14 protein-coding genes and 1 tRNA gene are annotated in these 18,885 nt (G+C 44.2%); 5 read left to right on the top strand and 10 right to left on the bottom strand.

Annotated features, from left to right (window positions below):
• Nucleotides 1-7: 7 nt before the first annotated feature.
• The 9 genes from ACMH5P_RS10965 to lhgO all read right to left on the bottom strand — a co-directional run bounded on the left by ACMH5P_RS10965 (nucleotide 8) and on the right by lhgO (nucleotide 12,602).
• Nucleotides 8-1,873 (bottom strand): carbamoyltransferase family protein, encoded by a 1,866-nt coding sequence (locus ACMH5P_RS10965; protein WP_459494413.1) that lies wholly within the window; start codon nucleotides 1,871-1,873, stop codon nucleotides 8-10.
• A gap of 62 nt (nucleotides 1,874-1,935) precedes the next feature.
• Nucleotides 1,936-3,039: an SGNH/GDSL hydrolase family protein gene (locus ACMH5P_RS10970; protein ID WP_459494414.1), complete on the bottom strand. Its 1,104-nt coding sequence runs from the start codon at nucleotides 3,037-3,039 to the stop codon at nucleotides 1,936-1,938.
• Nucleotides 3,040-3,097: 58 nt separating this feature from the next.
• Nucleotides 3,098-4,096 (bottom strand): threonine ammonia-lyase IlvA, encoded by a 999-nt coding sequence (gene ilvA, locus ACMH5P_RS10975; protein ID WP_459494415.1) that lies wholly within the window; start codon nucleotides 4,094-4,096, stop codon nucleotides 3,098-3,100.
• A gap of 90 nt (nucleotides 4,097-4,186) precedes the next feature.
• A complete protein-coding gene (gene ilvC / locus ACMH5P_RS10980) occupies nucleotides 4,187-5,230 on the bottom strand; it encodes a ketol-acid reductoisomerase (protein WP_459494416.1) in 1,044 nt (347 codons plus the stop codon).
• Nucleotides 5,231-5,267: 37 nt separating this feature from the next.
• Nucleotides 5,268-5,798: an acetolactate synthase small subunit gene (gene ilvN, locus ACMH5P_RS10985; RefSeq protein ID WP_459494595.1), complete on the bottom strand. Its 531-nt coding sequence runs from the start codon at nucleotides 5,796-5,798 to the stop codon at nucleotides 5,268-5,270.
• A 7-nt stretch (nucleotides 5,799-5,805) separates the two neighbouring features.
• The gene (ilvB, locus tag ACMH5P_RS10990) at nucleotides 5,806-7,548 is read right to left on the bottom strand and encodes a biosynthetic-type acetolactate synthase large subunit (protein ID WP_459494417.1); all 1,743 of its coding nucleotides are present in this window, start codon (nucleotides 7,546-7,548) and stop codon (nucleotides 5,806-5,808) included.
• An 84-nt stretch (nucleotides 7,549-7,632) separates the two neighbouring features.
• Entirely contained in the window at nucleotides 7,633-9,309 is a 1,677-nt protein-coding gene (gene ilvD, locus ACMH5P_RS10995; RefSeq protein WP_459494418.1) for a dihydroxy-acid dehydratase, read from the bottom strand.
• A 99-nt stretch (nucleotides 9,310-9,408) separates the two neighbouring features.
• A complete protein-coding gene (locus tag ACMH5P_RS11000) occupies nucleotides 9,409-11,157 on the bottom strand; it encodes an ABC transporter ATP-binding protein (protein ID WP_459494419.1) in 1,749 nt (582 codons plus the stop codon).
• A gap of 242 nt (nucleotides 11,158-11,399) precedes the next feature.
• Nucleotides 11,400-12,602, bottom strand: coding sequence for an L-2-hydroxyglutarate oxidase (gene lhgO, locus ACMH5P_RS11005; RefSeq protein WP_459494420.1), 1,203 nt, complete (start codon nucleotides 12,600-12,602; stop codon nucleotides 11,400-11,402).
• Nucleotides 12,603-12,754: 152 nt separating this feature from the next.
• On the opposite strand from lhgO, the gene ACMH5P_RS11010 reads away from it, so the two are divergent.
• From ACMH5P_RS11010 to ACMH5P_RS11030, 5 genes are all read left to right on the top strand, one after another.
• Nucleotides 12,755-13,960, top strand: coding sequence for an anhydro-N-acetylmuramic acid kinase (locus ACMH5P_RS11010; RefSeq protein WP_459494421.1), 1,206 nt, complete (start codon nucleotides 12,755-12,757; stop codon nucleotides 13,958-13,960).
• Nucleotides 13,961-14,082: 122 nt separating this feature from the next.
• A complete protein-coding gene (locus tag ACMH5P_RS11015) occupies nucleotides 14,083-14,799 on the top strand; it encodes an RluA family pseudouridine synthase (protein ID WP_459494422.1) in 717 nt (238 codons plus the stop codon).
• A gap of 6 nt (nucleotides 14,800-14,805) precedes the next feature.
• Entirely contained in the window at nucleotides 14,806-16,458 is a 1,653-nt protein-coding gene (locus ACMH5P_RS11020) for a hypothetical protein (RefSeq protein WP_459494423.1), read from the top strand.
• 52 nt (nucleotides 16,459-16,510) lie between these two features.
• Nucleotides 16,511-17,935 (top strand): FAD-dependent oxidoreductase, encoded by a 1,425-nt coding sequence (locus ACMH5P_RS11025; RefSeq protein ID WP_459494424.1) that lies wholly within the window; start codon nucleotides 16,511-16,513, stop codon nucleotides 17,933-17,935.
• A 72-nt stretch (nucleotides 17,936-18,007) separates the two neighbouring features.
• Nucleotides 18,008-18,079: transfer RNA gene (locus ACMH5P_RS11030), tRNA-Arg, on the top strand.
• A gap of 198 nt (nucleotides 18,080-18,277) precedes the next feature.
• On the opposite strand, the gene ACMH5P_RS11035 is transcribed toward ACMH5P_RS11030, so the two are convergent.
• Nucleotides 18,278-18,883: a DNA-binding response regulator gene (locus ACMH5P_RS11035; protein ID WP_459494425.1), complete on the bottom strand. Its 606-nt coding sequence runs from the start codon at nucleotides 18,881-18,883 to the stop codon at nucleotides 18,278-18,280.
• Nucleotides 18,884-18,885: the final 2 nt, after the last annotated feature.

An 18,885-nucleotide genomic window follows, 5' to 3' on the forward strand; every position in this document is an offset into this window, starting at 1 on the left:
CTATTTTTTAATCTAAGACAAATTCTTTTTTCCAGTCGTCTGACTCCGCCCAAGGGGTCTGCGTTTTCTTATCGAAGATGTAGTTACCCACAACCAAGTAATCCATTTCCGTCCGCATCAAACAACGGTACGCATCAGCAGGCGTACACACAATCGGCTCGCCGCGCACATTAAAACTCGTATTAACTACTACCCCAACGCCTGTCTTGGCCTTGAAATCCGAAATCAATTGATGATAACGTGGATTCGTTTCCGCATGTACCGTCTGAATACGCGCTGAATAATCGATGTGCGTAATAGAAGGCAAATCTGAACGAAGGAAATACAATTTATCCATCATATCCAACTGTTCGTAATTCGCAGGCATCGCATTCCGGCGCGCAGGTTGCACCCCATGCACCAATAACATGTAAGGCGAAATCGTATCACACTCGAAATATTCTGACACATCTTCCGCTAAAACCGACGGCGCAAAGGGTCTAAATCCTTCGCGGTATTTAATCTTCAAATTCAATTTCTTCTGCATTTCCGGGTTACGTGGATCCCCCAAAATACTTCGTCCTCCCAATGCGCGAGGCCCAAACTCCATACGACCTTGGAACCAACCAATCACATTCCCCTCAGCAAGTAATTCCGCCGTCTTGGCCGACAACTCACTAAAATCCGCGTAATGGGTGAACACCGCTTGATTCTGTTTCGCCATCTGCTCAATTTCCTTGTCGGAGTACGATGGCCCTAAATACGAACCCGACATGCCATCCATGCGAGTCGTATCGACCACACGTTCTTGATCGAAATAGATGTAATGTGCCGCCAATGCCGCACCTAAGGCGCCACCCGCATCCCCAGCGGCCGGTTGAATGAAGATGGATTCAAAAATTCCTGCGTCCTTTAATTTGCCATTCGCCACACAATTCAAGGCCACTCCACCCGCTAATACACAGGCCTTCGAACCGGTTAATCGCTTAGCTTCTTGAGCCATCAGAATCACAATTTCTTCCGTTATTTCTTGAATAGCTAAGCCTAAATCACAATGTTTTTGTTCCAGAATTGACTCAGACTCACGGGTCGGGAAACCGAAAAGCTGTTCCCATTTGGCATCGTGTACCATGCGTAAACCCGTCGCGTAATTAAAATATTCTTGATTTAACCAGATGGATCCATCCGACTTAATGTCTACCAGAACCTCACGAATGAGCTTTTTGTAGTACTCTACTTCCGGAGAAGCATGGCGGCCGTAAGGCGCTAATCCCATGAGTTTATACTCCCCCGAATTCACTTTGAATCCTAGAAAGTACGTAAAAGCTGAATACAATAAACCCAAAGAATGTGGGAACTTCAGCTCTTTCAATATGCTTAATTTATTTCCTTGACCATGACCAATGGAGGCCGTCGCCCATTCTCCTACCCCATCCAAGGTCAAAATTGCCGCATCGTCATAAGGCGAAGGGTAAAATGCACTGGCTGCGTGCGAGAGGTGATGCTCAGGAAATAATAATTTAACTTTCTTTTTATCAAATTTGCCGATGGCAAAAAGCTCATCGTATAACATCCGCTTGAGAAACATTTTCTCCTTTAACCAAACCGGAATGGCTGTTAAAAAGGACAAAAGCCCTTTGGGAGAAAAGGCATAATAGGTCTCCAACAAGCGCTCCATTTTCAATAAAGGCTTATCATAAAAGACGATCGCATCCAAATCACTTAGTTGGACACCCGCCTCCGACAAACAATATTGAACAGAATGGCTAGGAAAACCGGGGTCATGCTTTTTCCGTGTGAAACGTTCCTCCTGTGCCGCGGCAATAATCACGCCATCCTCGATGTAAGCAGCAGCAGAATCATGATAATACGCGGAAATCCCTAAAATCTTCAAATCGTCAGGCGTTTAATGAAATCGAAAAGACAAAAATAGTTAAAATATTACTTAACGCTTCATTATTTTAGGAAACGGCGACTGGATTCCGCCAAAATTTGACCCACTCGTATGGAACCTGCATTCGTAAAATGCATCGGATCATAAAAATATTCAGAAGTCTTCGGCATTAAGGCAGCCAAATCAATCAATTCGACTTTCTCATCTTGACAGAGTTGGCGCATCACATCATTGTACAACTCCAACTTCGCCCAATACAAGGCACCATTGACCCCGTCCGAAACCTTAACTTTCGCTAAATCCGTTCCTGTGACCGGATCAATTCCTTTGCCCATCAATAAGGGCTGCGTGAGCATGACCGGCTTCACTCCTTGGGCCCGGCAAGCCTGAATCAATTTCATTAAACGACCCCGGTAAGCAGGTAAAAGCAATCGCTGTTTAGAAAGAATTTCGTTCTGCTTTTCGCTCGGAATACCAAGCGTATCTTTGGGATTTAGTGCAACAATTTTATCGACAAAAATAGCCTGATTGCGTGCCTTCATCGCCTTCGAGAGATTGTACACCAAATTGGCTACTTCGGAGTGATTCGTGAGGGTCAGAAAAGCATTCTTTAACCAACCATTTTGTTCCATTTGAACCGATTTCCCTAAGACCATCCGGTTATCAAATTGGTTTAAATCTTGTCGGTCCATATCATTCACCCCCACCAAAAAATACACATAATCCGGCTTTTGTTTCAGCACGACATCCTTCAAGAGCAAAAGATGTCCAAAACTGGAATGTCCATTCAAACCTGCATTATTCACCCAAGTCTTGGGTTTATTTTTACGCAGTTCCGTTTGCATCACCTGCGGCCATGCTTTATCGTCGGAAATAAAGAAACATTCCGTTGTACTTCCTCCGACCGTTATGATTTTGGTGTAGCCGGCCTCTTTGGGCATTTCCTCCCCGCGAAATCCTAAGGAATTCTTCTTATGTATAATGAGCGAATCGAAGCAAGGATATTGATTGACAAAGCTATACGATTGATTGATCGGTAAGCTGATTTTATCCCCCTTAATCCGAAAGGGAATTGGATTGTAAATCTGTAAAATAATCTCCAAGGCAATGACGATGAAAAATGTCAAATACAAGACGTAGAGAATGGATTTCCAAATTTTTGACATGCCCGCTAGTTAAAGCAACAAAGCTAGGGTGTCCTCGTTGAAAATCAAATTTTTAAACCTAATTCTGTGCGATCAACTTTATTTCGGGGAATCGCTTGGTATCAAAATTACCTCCCGAAATAACACAAACGACCGTTTTTCCCTTGATTTCCGTGCGCATTTGTTCTAGGGCAGCGACCGACAAGGCGCCCGCAGGTTCCACAATCATGCCATAGAATTCGTAGAGGTCTAACATGGTTTGGCATAGCACTTTCTTGTTGACTAAAACCATCCGACCAAGCTCAGCTTCACAAATAGCGAAATTCTTCGAACCGACCCGTTTAACGGAGGCCCCGTCTACAAACGAATCGATTTCGGGCAAGGTGACCACTTCCTGTGCGACTAAACTTGCCGACATTGAGGGTGCCAATTCAGGTTCTACTCCGATCAATTGTGTACTTGGGGATAATTCCTTTAAAACCAATGAAGCGCCAGCAGCTAAACCGCCGCCGCCGATGGCTAAGAATAGATAATCGGCCGGAAGAGGTAATTGATTGAGAATCTCCAAGGTGACGGTCGCCTGTCCAGCGATAATGTCATAATCATCAAAGGGTGGAATAAATATGGCCTTTGTCTCCTCACAAAAGGCTTGAGCTGCTGCATAGGCCTCATCGAAGGTGTTCCCCACAAGTTTGATGCGGACTTTTTCTTTGCCGTGAAAACGAACGGCCTCCACTTTTTGAAGCGGAGTTGTGATCGGCATAAAGATATAGGCTTGGATCGCTAACTTGGCACAGGAAAGCGCTACACCTTGCGCATGGTTTCCCGCAGAGGCGGCAACCACGCCCTGAGAACGCAACTCCTCGGGAATATTCATGATTTTATGATAGGCCCCTCGGATTTTGTAGGAACGAACTCCTTGAAGATCTTCCCGCTTTAAATAAATATTTGCGCCAAAGCTTTCAGATAATCGGGGTGCATACACAAGCGGGGACTTCAAGACGAGGTCCTCGATTTGTTTTGCGACTAGTTTGATTTGATGAAGGCTTGGAACGTCTTTTAATTTGTTGAATTCCATGCCCTGCAAATGTACAAAAAAGGCATTGCCGAACAATAAAAAAGTCGCCCGAGACTTACTCAGGCGACTTCGCTACTAAACTCAATTGAATTAACTATTCTCTGGACGTAAGCTACGTACCGCAGCTCCCGCTCTCCACATTTCCATATCTGCAATCTCCTTCAATTCAGCATCCAATTTTACACGATAATCCGGTTGTGAATTCAAGGTGATTGAACGCTCCGCTTCCGCTTGTGTCTTCACTGAATTATATAATTTCTCGAATACGGGCTTCGATGCATCACGGAAAGGCTTCCACCAATCCAAAGCACCACGTTGTGCCGTCGTAGAGCAGTTGGCATACATCCAATCCATTCCATTCTCAGCTACCAATGGCATCAACGATTGCGTCAATTCCTCCACAGTCTCATTGAATGCCTCTGATGGTGAGTGACCGTTCTCTCGCAATACTTCGTATTGAGCCGCGAAAATACCTTGGATCGCACCCATCAAGGTTCCACGCTCACCCGTTAAGTCAGACGTTACTTCTTTGTAGAAATCTGTTTCGAATAAGTATCCAGAACCTACACCGATTGCCATCGCAATACACTTCTCACGCGCTTTTCCTGTCGCATCTTGGTAAACAGCAAACGAAGAGTTCAATCCTTTACCTGCTACGAATAAACGACGTAATGAAGTACCTGATCCTTTCGGAGCAGCTAAGAATACGTCTACATCTGCTGGAGGAATGATACCTGTTTTCTCTTTGTAAGTGATTCCAAATCCGTGTGAGAAATACAAGGATTTACCTGGAGTCAAATATTTCTTCACTGTAGGCCACAATTCAATTTGAGCCGCATCTGATAATAAATAACAAATGATGGTACCTTTTTCCAAAGCCTCTTCGATTTCGAATAAAGTAACACCTGGAACCCAACCGTCAGCAACGGCTTTATCATACGTTTTACCTTTACGTTGACCAACAATCACATTCAGACCATTGTCTTTCATGTTCAATGCTTGTCCAGGACCTTGCACGCCGTAACCGATTACCGCGATGGTTTGATCAGCTAATACTTGTCTAGCTTTCTCTAATGGGAACTCTTCTCTTGTTACTACCTCTTCTACAACTCCTCCGAAATTAATCTGTGCCATGTTTTGTTGTTGTTTAATTAATTTATTTGCTTAACGATTATACGATTTCCCAATTACCTTCGGGAAGAAATTCAACCAAACCTTTTTCCGTCTTACCTACGGCAATACGTCCTGATTTGATGTACTCTAAAATTTCCCACTTCTTCAAGTAGGTATAAAATTCTGTTAATTCATCTTCGGTTCCGTTCTTCTCCACCACGACATATTCCAATCCCCAATGAACGACCTTGGCATTCCAATCCAAGTTGATGGTCTTCACATCAATCGGCTCGCCACCGAGGGGTGTTGCCAACTTAAACAAGGCTACCTCGTTGAAGATAATCTCATCATCCAAATAACCATATACCGCTAATACATCGGTCACCTTACGGATTTGGCGTACGAGCTTTTCGACCACATCGCGGTTTTCGCTTCGGATGACAATCGTAAAGCGTGAAACCCCACGACGCTCTGTTTCAGAAACCGTTAAACTCTCAATGTTCAAGCGACGACGCGTGAAGATGATCGTGATTCGATTTAATAAACCGACCGTGTTGGTGGTAAATACGGAAAGGGTGTAATTTGTCAACATAGTTTTACTCGAGCCTTACATTGGTTACTGTACCTCCTGCAGGCACCATAGGAAACACATTCCCTTCTTTTTCACAAACAATTTCTAATAAGTATGGAGTTTCTGAATTCAATAAAGTATCCAAAGACTCACTTAATAAATTCCGATCCGTTACCGTATGGCCTGGAATTCCAAAACCTTTCGCTATCGTAATAAAATCGGGATTTTCTAATTCCACAAATGAATAACGACGCTCATGGAAAAGCTCTTGCCACTGGCGAACCATGCCCAGGAAGTTGTTATTCAGAATGATAATTTTAACCGGTAATTTACTTTGCGCAATGGTACCAAGCTCCTGTAAAGTCATTTGGAAACCTCCATCACCGATTACCGCGACAACCTCACGCTCAGGAACGGCTACTTTCGCGCCAAATGCTGCCGGAAGCGCAAAGCCCATCGTACCCGCGCCACCCGAGGTAACAATCGAATTCTTTTTCTTGAAACGGTAATAGCGATTGGTCACCATCTGATGCTGACCCACATCGGTTACCACCACTGCCTCGCCTTTCGTCTTGTCGGACATCATCGCGATAGCCTCACCCATTTTAATCTGGTTTCCGTCATGGAAAACATCTTTCAAGGTGATCTTCTCGTATTCTTCTTTATCAAATTTATCGAATTCCGCACGCCACTCATCGTGTTTCGCTGGCTTAATCAAAGGCAATAAAGCCTTCAAGGCAGCCTTTGCATCCCCCACGACAGGAGCATCTGCTTTCACGTTTTTATCTACCTCCGCTGGATCGATTTCAATGTGAACGATTTTGGCTTGTTTTGCATAGGTCGACAAATCGCCTGTGATTCGATCATCGAAACGCATTCCGATGGCAATCAATACATCACACGAATTTGTCAAGACATTGGCTCCATAATTCCCATGCATTCCCGGCCAGCCCACATACATCGGGTGATCGGCATCCATGGATGACATACCCAATAAGGTCGTTGCCACGGGAATACCCGCTTTGTCGACCAACTCATTTAATTCTTTCTCCGCGCCGGAAATCAAAATTCCATGGCCCGCCAAAATGTAGGGTTTCTTCGCCTCGTTGATCAATTTAGCCGCTGCGGCTACATGATCAGGCTTCGGCTCAATCCGTGGCTTGTACGAGATAATCGATGTACAAGGTTTGTATTCAAACGGGATTGTCATCGTTTCCGACTGTGCCGTACGCGTAATATCAATCAATACCGGACCAGGTCTTCCTGTCTCGGCGATGTAAAATGCTTTTGCAATAATTTCGGGAATTTCATTGGCATCCATCACCTGATAATTCCATTTGGTTACCGGCATGGAGATTCCGATCAAATCACATTCTTGAAAGGCGTCTGTTCCTAATAAATTTCCCTTAACTTGACCCACGATACATACCAATGGCGTTGAATCCAACATCGCATCGGCAATGGGGGTAATCAAATTAGTCGCTCCTGGGCCCGAAGTAACCATACAAACCCCAGCCTTATTAAGCATGCGCGCATAACCTTGCGCCGCATGGCCAGCGCCTTGCTCGTGACGAACAAGGATGTGCTTTAGACGATCTTGATAGTCAAAGAGTGCATCGTAGGTAGGCATAATCGCCCCACCCGGATATCCAAAAATAGTTGTCACCCCTTGCTCCACCAAGGATTGCATAATCGCCTGGGCACCCGTTAAGAATTTAGTCTTCACAGGTTGTTCGGATTCAGCGGCTTGGGTTTGGGTCTGTCCCATGGTTTATTTACTATTTTGTCTCCAATCTAAAGCGAAGTCTAATTTAAGTCTTCCGGCCTTAGAAAAAAATTGAATTTGCAATTATTATAAGTCGGTCACACAACCTTGGCTGGCTGACGCAACATTTTTGATGTATTTACGCAACACCCCAGAAGTATGTGGAGAAGCACGAGGTTTCCAAGCCTTACGGCGTTCTGCCAACTCCTCATCCGATACGTGCAAGATGATTTTATTATCTACCGCATCAATCGTAATCTTATCACCATCCTTCACCAATCCGATGTTTCCACCTTCTTGCGCCTCTGGTGTCACGTGGCCTACGACGAATCCGTGTGTTCCACCTGAGAAACGACCATCTGTGATCATCGCTACCGAATTCCCTAAACCTGCTCCCATCAACGCGGACGTTGGCTTCAACATCTCCGGCATCCCGGGTCCACCTTTGGGACCTTCGTTGCGAATAACAACGACATGGCCTGCTTTAATCTCTCCTTTTGATAAGAACTCCATCACCTCTTCCTCCCGCTCACATACTTTTGCCACGCCTTCAAAACGCTCACCCTCTTTGCCCGTAATTTTCGCAATAGCTCCTTCTGTTGCTAAATTGCCATACAAAACTTGTAAGTGACCTGTCGCTTTCAAAGGCTTCGATATCGGGAAAATGATTTTCTGTGCATCAAAATCCAAATCCGGTGCATCCGCTAAGTTCTCTGCCATCGTCTTACCCGTTACGGTCAAACACTCGCCATGCAAATAACCTTCTTTCAATAAATATTTTAAAATCGCTGGCATTCCTCCGATCGCCAAAACGTCCTCCATGTAATATTTACCTGACGGCTTCAAATCCGCAATCAAAGGCGTACGATCTGAAATAGCTTGAATATCCTTCAAGGTAAAGGAAACGCCCGCCGAATGCGCAATCGCTAAATAATGTAATACTGCATTCGTACTTCCGCCCAGCGCCATCACTACCGTCATCGCATTTTCGAATGCATGACGCGTCATGATATCACGTGGACAAATGTTCTTCTCCAACAAAACCTTCATCGCCGCACCGATTGCCAAACACTCCTCTTTCTTCCCCTCGTGCGTCGCCGGATAAGACGATGAATTGGGTAGAACCAAACCCATAGCCTCCATCGATGAGGCCATCGTATTCGCCGTATACATACCTCCGCAAGCCCCAGGGCCCGGAATCGAATTCTGAATAACCCCCTCGTAATCCTCGTCGGAGATAGTACCCGCGTATTTTTTACCTAAGGCTTCAAAAGCCGACACGATATCTAATTTCTCTCCTTTGTAAGAACCTGAACGAATGGTTCCGCCGTAGACCAACATGCCCGGACGGTTCAAACGTGCCAAAGCCATCATCGCTCCTGGCATATTCTTATCACAACCAACCACCGCAATCACGCCATCATACCATTGCGCACCCACTACATTCTCGATCGAATCAGCAATAATATCACGCGAAGGCAAGGAATAACTCATTCCGTCGTTACCATTCGTCATACCATCCGAGACACCAATCGTGTGGAAAATCAATCCCACCATGCCATTTTCTTGGATACCCTTTTTCACATGGACCGACAAACCATTCAGGTGCATGTTACACGGATTCCCCTCATAACCTGTACTCGCGATACCGATCTGAGCCTTGTTCATATCCTCAGAAGTTAAACCAATGCCGTAAAGCATCGCTTTCGCCGCAGGATTAGTTACCTCTTGAGTTAATGTTCTCGAGAATTTGTTCAATGACATAATCTAAATTTTTACAAACAACAAATATACACAATCGAATTTGTTCAAGCCAACGTTTTGCCAAACAATCGTTGGCCAATCAAGGAATTACAAAATAAATTATTTGTTTTCCCCTACTTGTTGGCGCCACATCGCGTAATACAATCCCTTATCGGCCAACAAACTATCGTGATTTCCCGATTCAACAACCTTCCCCTTCTCCAAAACATAGATTCGAGTGGCGTGCATGATCGTCGACAAGCGGTGAGCAATCAAAATCGTCAAGTGTTCAGATGCTTGTGAGACCGCACGTATCGTTTCTGAAATCTCTTCTTCAGTCAAGGAATCCAATGCGGAAGTGGCCTCATCAAATACCAACAAGTTCGGATCGCGCAACAAGGCCCGCGCAATACTTAAACGCTGCTTCTCACCGCCAGATACTTTCACCCCACCTTCACCGATTAATGAATCTAAACCTTTGTCGGCCCGTGCCAATAGACTCTGACATGCCGCTTTCTCCAACACTTCTAAACATTGCGCGTCGGTCGCATTGGGATTAACGAACAATAAATTCTCGCGAATCGATCCCGAAAACAATTGCGTATCCTGCGTCACGAATCCGATTTTCTTGCGCAATTGGTCGAAATCGATCGCATCGCCCGACTCGCCGTTGTAGAAGACTTGTCCCTTTTTCGGTCGGTATAGACCCACCAATAGTTTCACCAAGGTCGACTTACCCGCCCCCGATGGCCCCACAAATGCGATGGTTTCGCCACCTTTTACCTGGAAGGATATGTCGGAAAGCGCTTCTTGCGTCGCCGACTGATGCTGAAAAGAAACATGATCAAAGGTCAACTCCTCGATGTGAGAGATGGCCTTGGGATTATCCGGCTTCTTCTCGCCTGGAATTGCCAAAATTTGTTCGAAGTTTTGAAGGGACACCTCCGCCTCACGGAATGTGTTGACCACGTTTCCAATTTCCTGTAAAGGGTTAAACAGGAAGAAGGAATAGATGTTCAAGGAATAGAATTGACCGATGGTGATTTGGCCTTTGTAGATTAAATAGATCAAAACGACCACCATCAACATGCGCAATAGGTTCACACAGGTTCCTTGAACGAAGGCCATGGAACGCACGTAGCGCACTTTCTTTAATTCTAATTTTAAGATTTTCTCGGTCGTTGCGTTCAAGTGAGCGATTTCCTGCTCGGCCAAACCCAAGGATTTCACCAATTCAATGTTCCGAAGTGATTCGGTGGTCGACCCAGCTAAGCCGGTCGATTCTTTCACAATCTCAATTTGAATGACCTTAATCTTTTTACTCAGTACCGATGAAACCCAGGCAATTAAAGGACCTGTAATCAAGAAAAGGGGCATGACCATCCAATGCACCGAAAAGGCATAGACGGAGATAAACACCAAGGCAATGACAGACTGAAAAAGGATGTTGATTCCAAGGGTAATCAACTTCTCCACATCCGTCCGAACTTTTTGAAGCTTCCCTAAGGTCTCACCTGATCGTTGATCCTCGAAGGTCTCATAAGGTAATTCCAAGGAGTGACGAATGCCATCCGAATACAAGTTGGCCCCCACTTTTTGGGTGACCGTGTTGATCATGTAGTCTTGGAAATTTTTGGCTACCCGACTCACAAATGCGACCCCCACGGATGCCAGAGCTAATGGCCAAATCGCATCGATGAATTGCGACATGGTATGTGTCTCAACACGGTAAACAGCAGCAACATCATCAATAATTTTCCGAAAGATGTAGGGATCCATCAAAGAGAAAATCTGATTCGTCGCGGCTAAACCGAGTGCCGCGATGACGCGCCAGCGGTATTGTTTGAGGTAGGCAAATAGTAATTTCATATCTCTAAATTCATGTAGAGACGCGATACTTCGCGTCTGGTTTTGCGATACGGCACGCATTTTGCGATATCACGTGTATTTCGCGACAGGTCGCGATTGAGTATTACGATATGTCGCGTATTTCGCGACAGGTCGCGGTGGGTTTATTTCACAAAGACACGAAAATTCGTATCCGATTTATTCAGACGCGAAGTATCGCGTCTCTACAATTTATTCAGACGCGAAGTATCGCGTCTCTACAATTAGTTAAATCGCGCCAAAGCCATTTCCGCCACGGTCTTTCCGATGGATAAAGACGAGGTAGCCGCAGGACTCGGAGCATTCAAAATATTGATAACCTTTTCATCTTCGACGATCGAGAAATCATCCAATAGGCCTCCGCTGCGATCACAGGCTTGAGCCCGAACACCAGCACCCCCCTCGACCAAATCACTTTCTTGGATATCCGGAATAAGTCCCTGAAGGGCCTTCGTAAAGGCAGCTTTCGAAAAGCTACGATATATTTCACCCAGACCCGTTTCCCAATATTTGGCCGCTACTTTTTGGAAGCCTGGCCACGTTAAGGTATCCCAAAGTTCTTTGGCATTGATACCTAATTTGGTATACCCTTCCTTCTTAAATGCCAATACGGCATTAGGCCCGGCCTCCACCCCACCGCGCATCATGCGCGTAAAGTGCACACCTAAGAAGGGGAAATTCGGATCAGGTACGGGGTAAATAAGGTTCTTTACCAAATATTCCTTGTCCTTGCGAAGCTTAAAATACTCGCCTCTAAAGGGTACAATTCGTACGTCCAAAGGTTCGCGCTGTGTCCATTGCGCCACTTGATCCGAATACAAACCTGCGCAATTAATGATCAGCTTTGTTTCATAGACGGCCTTTTCCGTTTCTACAATTGAATAACTCAAACCTTTGGTGATGTCGATAACTTTTTCACCCAAGTGAACTTCACAACCTTTGGCTTGAATCCCTTGGGCCAATTTAGCGGCAACCGCTCGGTAATCGACGATACCCGTTTGCGGCACCCACATCCCCTCCACCCCAATAACATGGGGTTCATGCTCGCGCATTTCCGACAAACTTAATTTCTTCAATCCTCCTAAACCATTTTCTTGACCGCGCTGGAATAAATTTTCCAACTGAGGTCGTTGCGCCTCCGTGCTGGCCACCACAATTTTACCGGTCAATTCGAAGGGAATCTCCTCCTTGGTACAATAATCGACCAATTGATGATAACCTTCAATGCAATTCTTCGCTTTTAATGATCCCGGTTTGTAGTATAAACCCGAATGAATCACCCCGGAATTATTCCCAGTCTGATGCATGGAAACCATCTTTTCTTTTTCGAAAAGGGCAATTTTTAATTTTGGATTTGCTTCCAATAAACGATGTGCGGTAGCGAGACCAACGATACCTCCGCCAACAATAACAATATCAAGTGCCATAAGACTTTTGATTCAAAAATTACAAGCTACAAAGATACGAAATCGATGCGTGGAATTATCAATTTATTATCAGCTACTTGATGATTTTTGAAATGTGCATGGGGGATTTTTTTGTAGCTTTGTAGACCTTACCTTTGGCAATCCTGATAGGTTTGCCAAAGGTCAAATCTAATAACCCATTGAATCCACAGATCGAACAATTATATCGCATCGCCCAAAAACCTAGTCGGATGATTTTGGGCTTAATGTCGGGCACCTCACTGGATGGGCTCGATTTAGCGCTTTGTCGGTTTAGTGGCCAAGGCTTAAACACCCAATGTGAAGTCGTTCATTTTGCCTCGGTGCCATTTGATGCAGCATTTAAGGAATCCATTCGAGACGTTTTCGCCAAAGACACCATTCACTTTCCAAGCTTAAGCACGCTAAACGCTCAAATAGCACGGATGCATGCGGCGATCATTTTAGATGTTTTGAAAGCATGGAAGGTTAAACCCAGCGAGGTCGATATATTGGCGTCGCATGGGCAGACGGTGATGCACCGACCGGTTCGTTCTGGGGAACTGCCGAATTCAACCTTGCAAATTGGAGATGGGGATCATTTGGCGCATTTGACTGGGATCATTACCGTATCCGATTTCCGACAAAAACATATCGCTGCCGGTGGAGAAGGTGCTCCGTTGGCAATGTTTGGGGATTATTTTTTGTTTACCAAAGAAGGGGAAGAACGGATTCTATTGAATATAGGGGGCATTGGTAATTTCACTTATTTACCGGCGAATCAAGACCCGAAGGGGATTTTGGTGACGGATACGGGTCCCGGAAATACCTTGATTGACGCATGGGTGAGAAGAAATTACCCCAAACTAAGCTATGATGAGGACGCCCAAATAGCGCGTTCCGGACACGTGCATCAGGGGCTATTGAGCGAATTATTAGCTAGTCCCTTTTTCTCCGAGTCTTTTCCAAAAAGTACAGGACCTGAATATTTCAATCTGGCATTGGTAGACGGAATGGTACCAAAAGAGTTAAGTACGGCGGATGTCATCGCGACCTTGACACGCTTCACGGCGGAAAGCATCGCTTTGGCCATTCAAGATTATACGGGTTTGCACCAAGGAAATATATATGCAAGTGGTGGGGGTGCGAGAAATCCTTTGTTGATGGAACATTTACGTGAATTACTCCCGGGATTTTCCATAGCGGATTCGCAGGAATTAGGCATCCATTCGGCGGCCAAAGAAGCGGTACTATTCGCCCTTTTGGCCAACGAAACATTGATGGATCCGAATCCGTCGAAAGACCGCAGATTAGGGGATTCGCCTTGGGTAACGATGGGAAAGATTTCTTTTTCGTGTTAGAAGTAAGAGATAAGAACTAAGAGGTAAGAACTAATTACTGCAGACTTCGGACTGAAACCCTTCGGACTTCGGACTTCGGTCTGAATACTGACCACTGACTACTGAATACTGATTACTGTTTTATGAAATACAAACTACAAGATTACATCCTTTTCGAAAACGAAGACTTCATCGTCATTAACAAGCCTTCAGGCATTGCGACCTTGGATGAGCGGAAAGATGATTATGCCCCGAGTATTTTGCGAATGGCCAAAGCCTATTCGGAAGACGCGCAGGTGGGACATCGATTGGATAAAGAAACAACGGGGGCTTTGGTGATTGCGAAAAATCCGGAGGCTTACCGACATATTTCCATGCAATTCGAACATCGGGAAACGGCAAAACGTTACCATGCGGTCGTAGAAGGGATGCATGACTGGGATGGCGTTTTGGTAAATTTACCCATCCTGCCATTAAAAGATGGGAAGGTGATTATTGCACGATCGAATGGCAAACACGCGGAAACTTGGTTCCAATCGTTGAAAGTATACAAAGGTTATACCCTCGTGGAGTGCATGCCGATTACCGGCCGAATGCACCAAATCCGCATCCATTTGACTTGTTTGCATGCTCCGATTGTAGCGGATGACATGTATGGGGGGAAGGATGTGTACCTCTCCGATCTAAAACGCAATTTTCATCTCAAAAAAGATACGGAAGAAATGCCCTTGATGCGACGAGTGGCCTTGCATGCGCATAGCCTAAGCTTTAAGTTGATGGATGGCAGCCCTATCACCGTAGAAGCGCCCTATCCGAAAGATTTCAATGTCTTGGTCAGACAACTCGAAAAATATTCCTAAGCGACCATGAACATAAGTGAATTCATAAAATCGTGGAAAGCCATTTTGGTGTTTGTCATCTTGGCATTTGGCATCGGATTGGGCATGCACACACACACGGATGAATTCATTTTATTTAGCAACTTGGAATATGAGCAACCCAATTTCTACCTCAATGAATTTACGAATGGCTACCAAGCATTCATCAAGATCTTTCCAGGGAATTTCCAAGTTCATTTACCCTTCAACTATTTAGGTAATATTCAGGGGATTTTGTTTTATCCCTTTTACAAATTACTACCGATTGAGATTGCCAAATTTTGCTATTCATTTCTATCGCTCATTAGCTTATTCCTACTACTCATTCAAGGCTTTAAACTTAAGGGGGAAAAATTATGGATTCTTCTACTTTTTATCCCGCTGTACATCACAATCCTGCATGACAGCGGGCCGGTCAATTTGGCCTTAATGAGTTACCTGATTTCCAAAATTTTGGTTGAAAAATACTTCTTATCTGAAAAATGGCCCCAAAGGATTTTAGTATTAGCCGGCCTCGGATTGACATGGATTATTGGGTTCTACGATAAACAATTTTACCTCTATCTATTTCCGAGTATTCTATTGTTTTCCGTGGCGAACGTCGAATTCAACAGATTACGCACGCTAAAAACGCTGGGCTTACTTGCTTCCGTGACTTTATTTTTCGGTTTTGTTCTCATGTACCTTTGGACGGATACGCAAATCCAAATCTACCACCTCGAGGAGAGTTTCCCATTCCGATTACAAACCCAAAAAATACTTGGGGGAACGACGGACATGCAAGCCTTAATTGATATCATTCGATATTTCCCAAACCAGATACAGGATTGGCCCCAAACACATGCATTCTTCGAGGACCGATTGTTTGCGATAGGTCGGTGGATGAATAATTTCAATTTCAGTTTTTATTTGGAGCGCAATTTAGATTACACCTATTTCATCAACCCCAAATTGGGATCCCGTTTACCCATTAGCTTCTTCTTGTTTTTGTTTTTCTTGGGCAGCTTAAGTTTTCAATATCTCCGAAAGCTTATCGCAAGGGGAATAAACCAAAGCGAACTCAAGCCTATCCTTTACTTTCTTTCCTTCCTGGTTTTATCGCTGACTTTTTTTGTCTTGGGAAAAGTACGCGCGCCACATCACTTTATCTTTTTGTGGATTCCTTTACTAGGATTCCTATTGGACAATGACTTTCAAATCCAACGGAAGAAAACCTTTCTTTCGTTCTTTGGAGTAAGTATGGGATTATGTCTTTTGAATGGGCTCATTGGCAAACCCAATGCCTTGATTCGAGATGATTACGAAACGGTGGCAGGGTTAACCCAACGGGAAAACAAGGAACTACGAATCATCAATTTTGATGGCTGGAATCATAGCATCACGCGAAAATTAGACAACCCAAATCACCACCTTGTCACCTTGGTTGACCCACGAAATACGGCTCAATTCATGCGTTTGGTGCGATTAGCTAAGAAACTACAAATTCCGATCATCGAAGTATCCAATGAAGTGGATTGGGGCTACCCGGATCCGATGACACCGGAGAAAAAAATGGATCTATTTCGGGCGCAGGGATTTAAGGTAAAACCCTTGAATCATTCGAAGTCTATCCCTGTCTATCTGCTTACGTTAGATAAATAAAGGTCCTATTTCTCCGCATTTCTTAATATCTTTAACGGTATTTTATTACGCTATGAATCGAATTGTCATTTTAGGAGCCGGGCCGGCTGGCTTAACCGCAGCATATGAATTATCAAAATCCCAAAAACACCAGGTTGATGTGATTGAGATTTCGGGCCATGTAGGTGGAATGGCACGCTCCTTTAAATTATTTAATCAAACAGTCGATGTGGGTCCCCACCGATTTTTTTCGAGCGACGCGCGTATCAATAAGTTATGGCTTGAGGTGGTAGAGAAGGAATACAAGATGGTCAATCGGACCACCCGGATTTATTACAAAAATAAATTTTTCAATTACCCTTTAAAGGCATTCAATGCGCTTATTAACCTAGGGATTTTTGAAACTATATTGTGTGTATTTAGCTACTTTTTAGCCAAAGTTAGTCCGCCAAAGAAGATTAATAATTTTGAAACGTGGGTTGTGAGCCGATTTGGTTACCGACTATTTTCGATCTTTTTCAAGGATTACACGGAAAAGCTTTGGGGAATTTCCTGCAAGGAATTAGGCACTGAATTTGCAGAGCAACGAATAAAGAAATTCTCATTAGGAGAGGCTATACTTTCTTTGCTTCCCTTAAAAAAGAATAATCACAAAACCTTGGTGGATCAATTTGCCTATCCACTGGGAGGCAATGGGGAGGTTTATTTGAAGATGGCCGATAAGTTTCAAGCGAATGGTGGTAGAATTCATTTCAACAAGGCAGCTGAGAAAATTGAATTCAATGAAAATACGGGGTATCGAATAACCTTGACAGATGGCGAGGTCATCGAAAGCAAGGACTTGATCAGTACCATGCCGATCAATAACCTAATCGATATCTTCGAACCGGCAACAGCAGAAATTTCGCAAAGCGCCAAGGCATTAAAGTTCCGAAACACGATTATTTTGTACGTAAATATCAGCAAGGAAAATCTGTTTAAGGATCAATGGTTGTATATCCAAGATAATTCAGCCGTATGTGGTCGGATTACGAATTTTAACAACTGGGTACCTGAGATTCGGGAAGGAAATGAAGGCAATACAGTCTTGGCCTTGGAATATTGGTGTTTTGAGAATGATGCCATCTGGTCGATGGATGAAGCGGCACTTCGCGAGATTGCATTAAAAGATTTGTTGACCTGTAAATTCATTGACTCCGAAAGCGAGGCCATTGGATTTCATCCACTGCGTGTTCCTAAATGCTACCCCATTTATTTCGGGGATTATAAGTTTCACTTGGATCGCATCTCCACATTTTTTGATGGCTTCCAGGGGCTGCAATTGATTGGACGCTATGGTTCCTTTAAGTACAACAACCAAGATCACTCCATTTTGATGGGACATTTGGCCGCGGAGAATATCTTGGCGAATAAAAAGAATAATTTGTGGGAGATTAACACGGATTACGAATACCAAGAGTCGAGCACCATTACGGCGACAGGTCTGGCAGTAGGTTAATCGAGAAAGCTTACGATTCTTTCTCGGCACTTTGATAGCCCATTCCTAAAGTTTTCGTAAATTTGCAATCCTGGCTCCGTAGTTCAATGGATAGAATGTAGGTTTCCGGTACCTAAGATGCAGGTTCGATTCCTGCCGGGGCTACAACAAATCGGACAAAAGAAAAGGACATTTCGAGAGAGATGTCCTTTTTTAATGAATTCATAAATAAAGCCCCCACTATCCCTAGCAGAGGCTTCGCATAAAATTTAAGTATTAGGGTTAGGTATTCGTGTAGTGTTTAAGAACTAGGATTTAATACCCTACAAAGGAACAAGCCCAAGACCACTTCCACAATGAGGCCTAGGCCTCATTTTTATACCCAAAATGACTAAGTGCAAAGGCGAGTAAGCTATTGTTCTCATTAGAGAGATTCAATTTCTTACTGATGTGATAACGATGATTCTTCACCGTTTTCTCCGAGATAAATAAGATTTCAGCGATTTCCTTGCTCTTTTTATTTTGCGCAATCAGCTCCAGAATCTTCCATTCCGCATGCGTGAGATCCTCCAACTTGTGGTCGGCCCATACCCTCGATTCCATCTGATCAAAAGCTAATTCCACCGACACCCGAATCTGATGATCGCTCCAAGGCTTTAGGATGTAATTTACCGGATGTGTTTTGCCCGCCACCTCCACAATGGACCGATCGCTAAATGCCGTCAAATAAATCACCGCCAGTCGGGGTGAATTCAACTGCGCATGCTTCACAAAATCTATCCCGGTTGGACCATCCCCGATATTCACATCGCATATCGCTAAATGTGGCTTAAATGTAATAATCCCATCCAGTGCTGCGGCATAATCATGAAAAACCTGACACATATAGCCCAAATTTTCCAATATTTCCTTAATGTCCAAAGCCACAATAACCTCATCCTCCAAAATTAAAATCCGCTTATTTTCCATAT

This window comes from Aquirufa sp. 5-AUSEE-100C1, assembly GCF_054558655.1.

Excerpts from the sequence above, each read along its gene's own strand:
- ilvA (WP_459494415.1), bottom strand. The coding sequence starts at position 4,096 with ATGGAATTCAACAAATTAAAAGACGTTCCAAGCCTTCATCAAATCAAA.
- ilvB (WP_459494417.1), bottom strand. The coding sequence starts at position 7,548 with ATGGGACAGACCCAAACCCAAGCCGCTGAATCCGAACAACCTGTGAAG.
- lhgO (WP_459494420.1), bottom strand. The coding sequence starts at position 12,602 with ATGGCACTTGATATTGTTATTGTTGGCGGAGGTATCGTTGGTCTCGCT.
- ACMH5P_RS11015 (WP_459494422.1), top strand. The coding sequence starts at position 14,083 with ATGAAATACAAACTACAAGATTACATCCTTTTCGAAAACGAAGACTTC.
- ACMH5P_RS11035 (WP_459494425.1), bottom strand. The coding sequence starts at position 18,883 with ATGGAAAATAAGCGGATTTTAATTTTGGAGGATGAGGTTATTGTGGCT.
- ilvC (WP_459494416.1), bottom strand. The coding sequence starts at position 5,230 with ATGGCACAGATTAATTTCGGAGGAGTTGTAGAAGAGGTAGTAACAAGA.
- ACMH5P_RS10970 (WP_459494414.1), bottom strand. The coding sequence starts at position 3,039 with ATGTCAAAAATTTGGAAATCCATTCTCTACGTCTTGTATTTGACATTT.
- ilvD (WP_459494418.1), bottom strand. The coding sequence starts at position 9,309 with ATGTCATTGAACAAATTCTCGAGAACATTAACTCAAGAGGTAACTAAT.
- ACMH5P_RS11020 (WP_459494423.1), top strand. The coding sequence starts at position 14,806 with ATGAACATAAGTGAATTCATAAAATCGTGGAAAGCCATTTTGGTGTTT.
- ACMH5P_RS11000 (WP_459494419.1), bottom strand. The coding sequence starts at position 11,157 with ATGAAATTACTATTTGCCTACCTCAAACAATACCGCTGGCGCGTCATC.
- ACMH5P_RS11025 (WP_459494424.1), top strand. The coding sequence starts at position 16,511 with ATGAATCGAATTGTCATTTTAGGAGCCGGGCCGGCTGGCTTAACCGCA.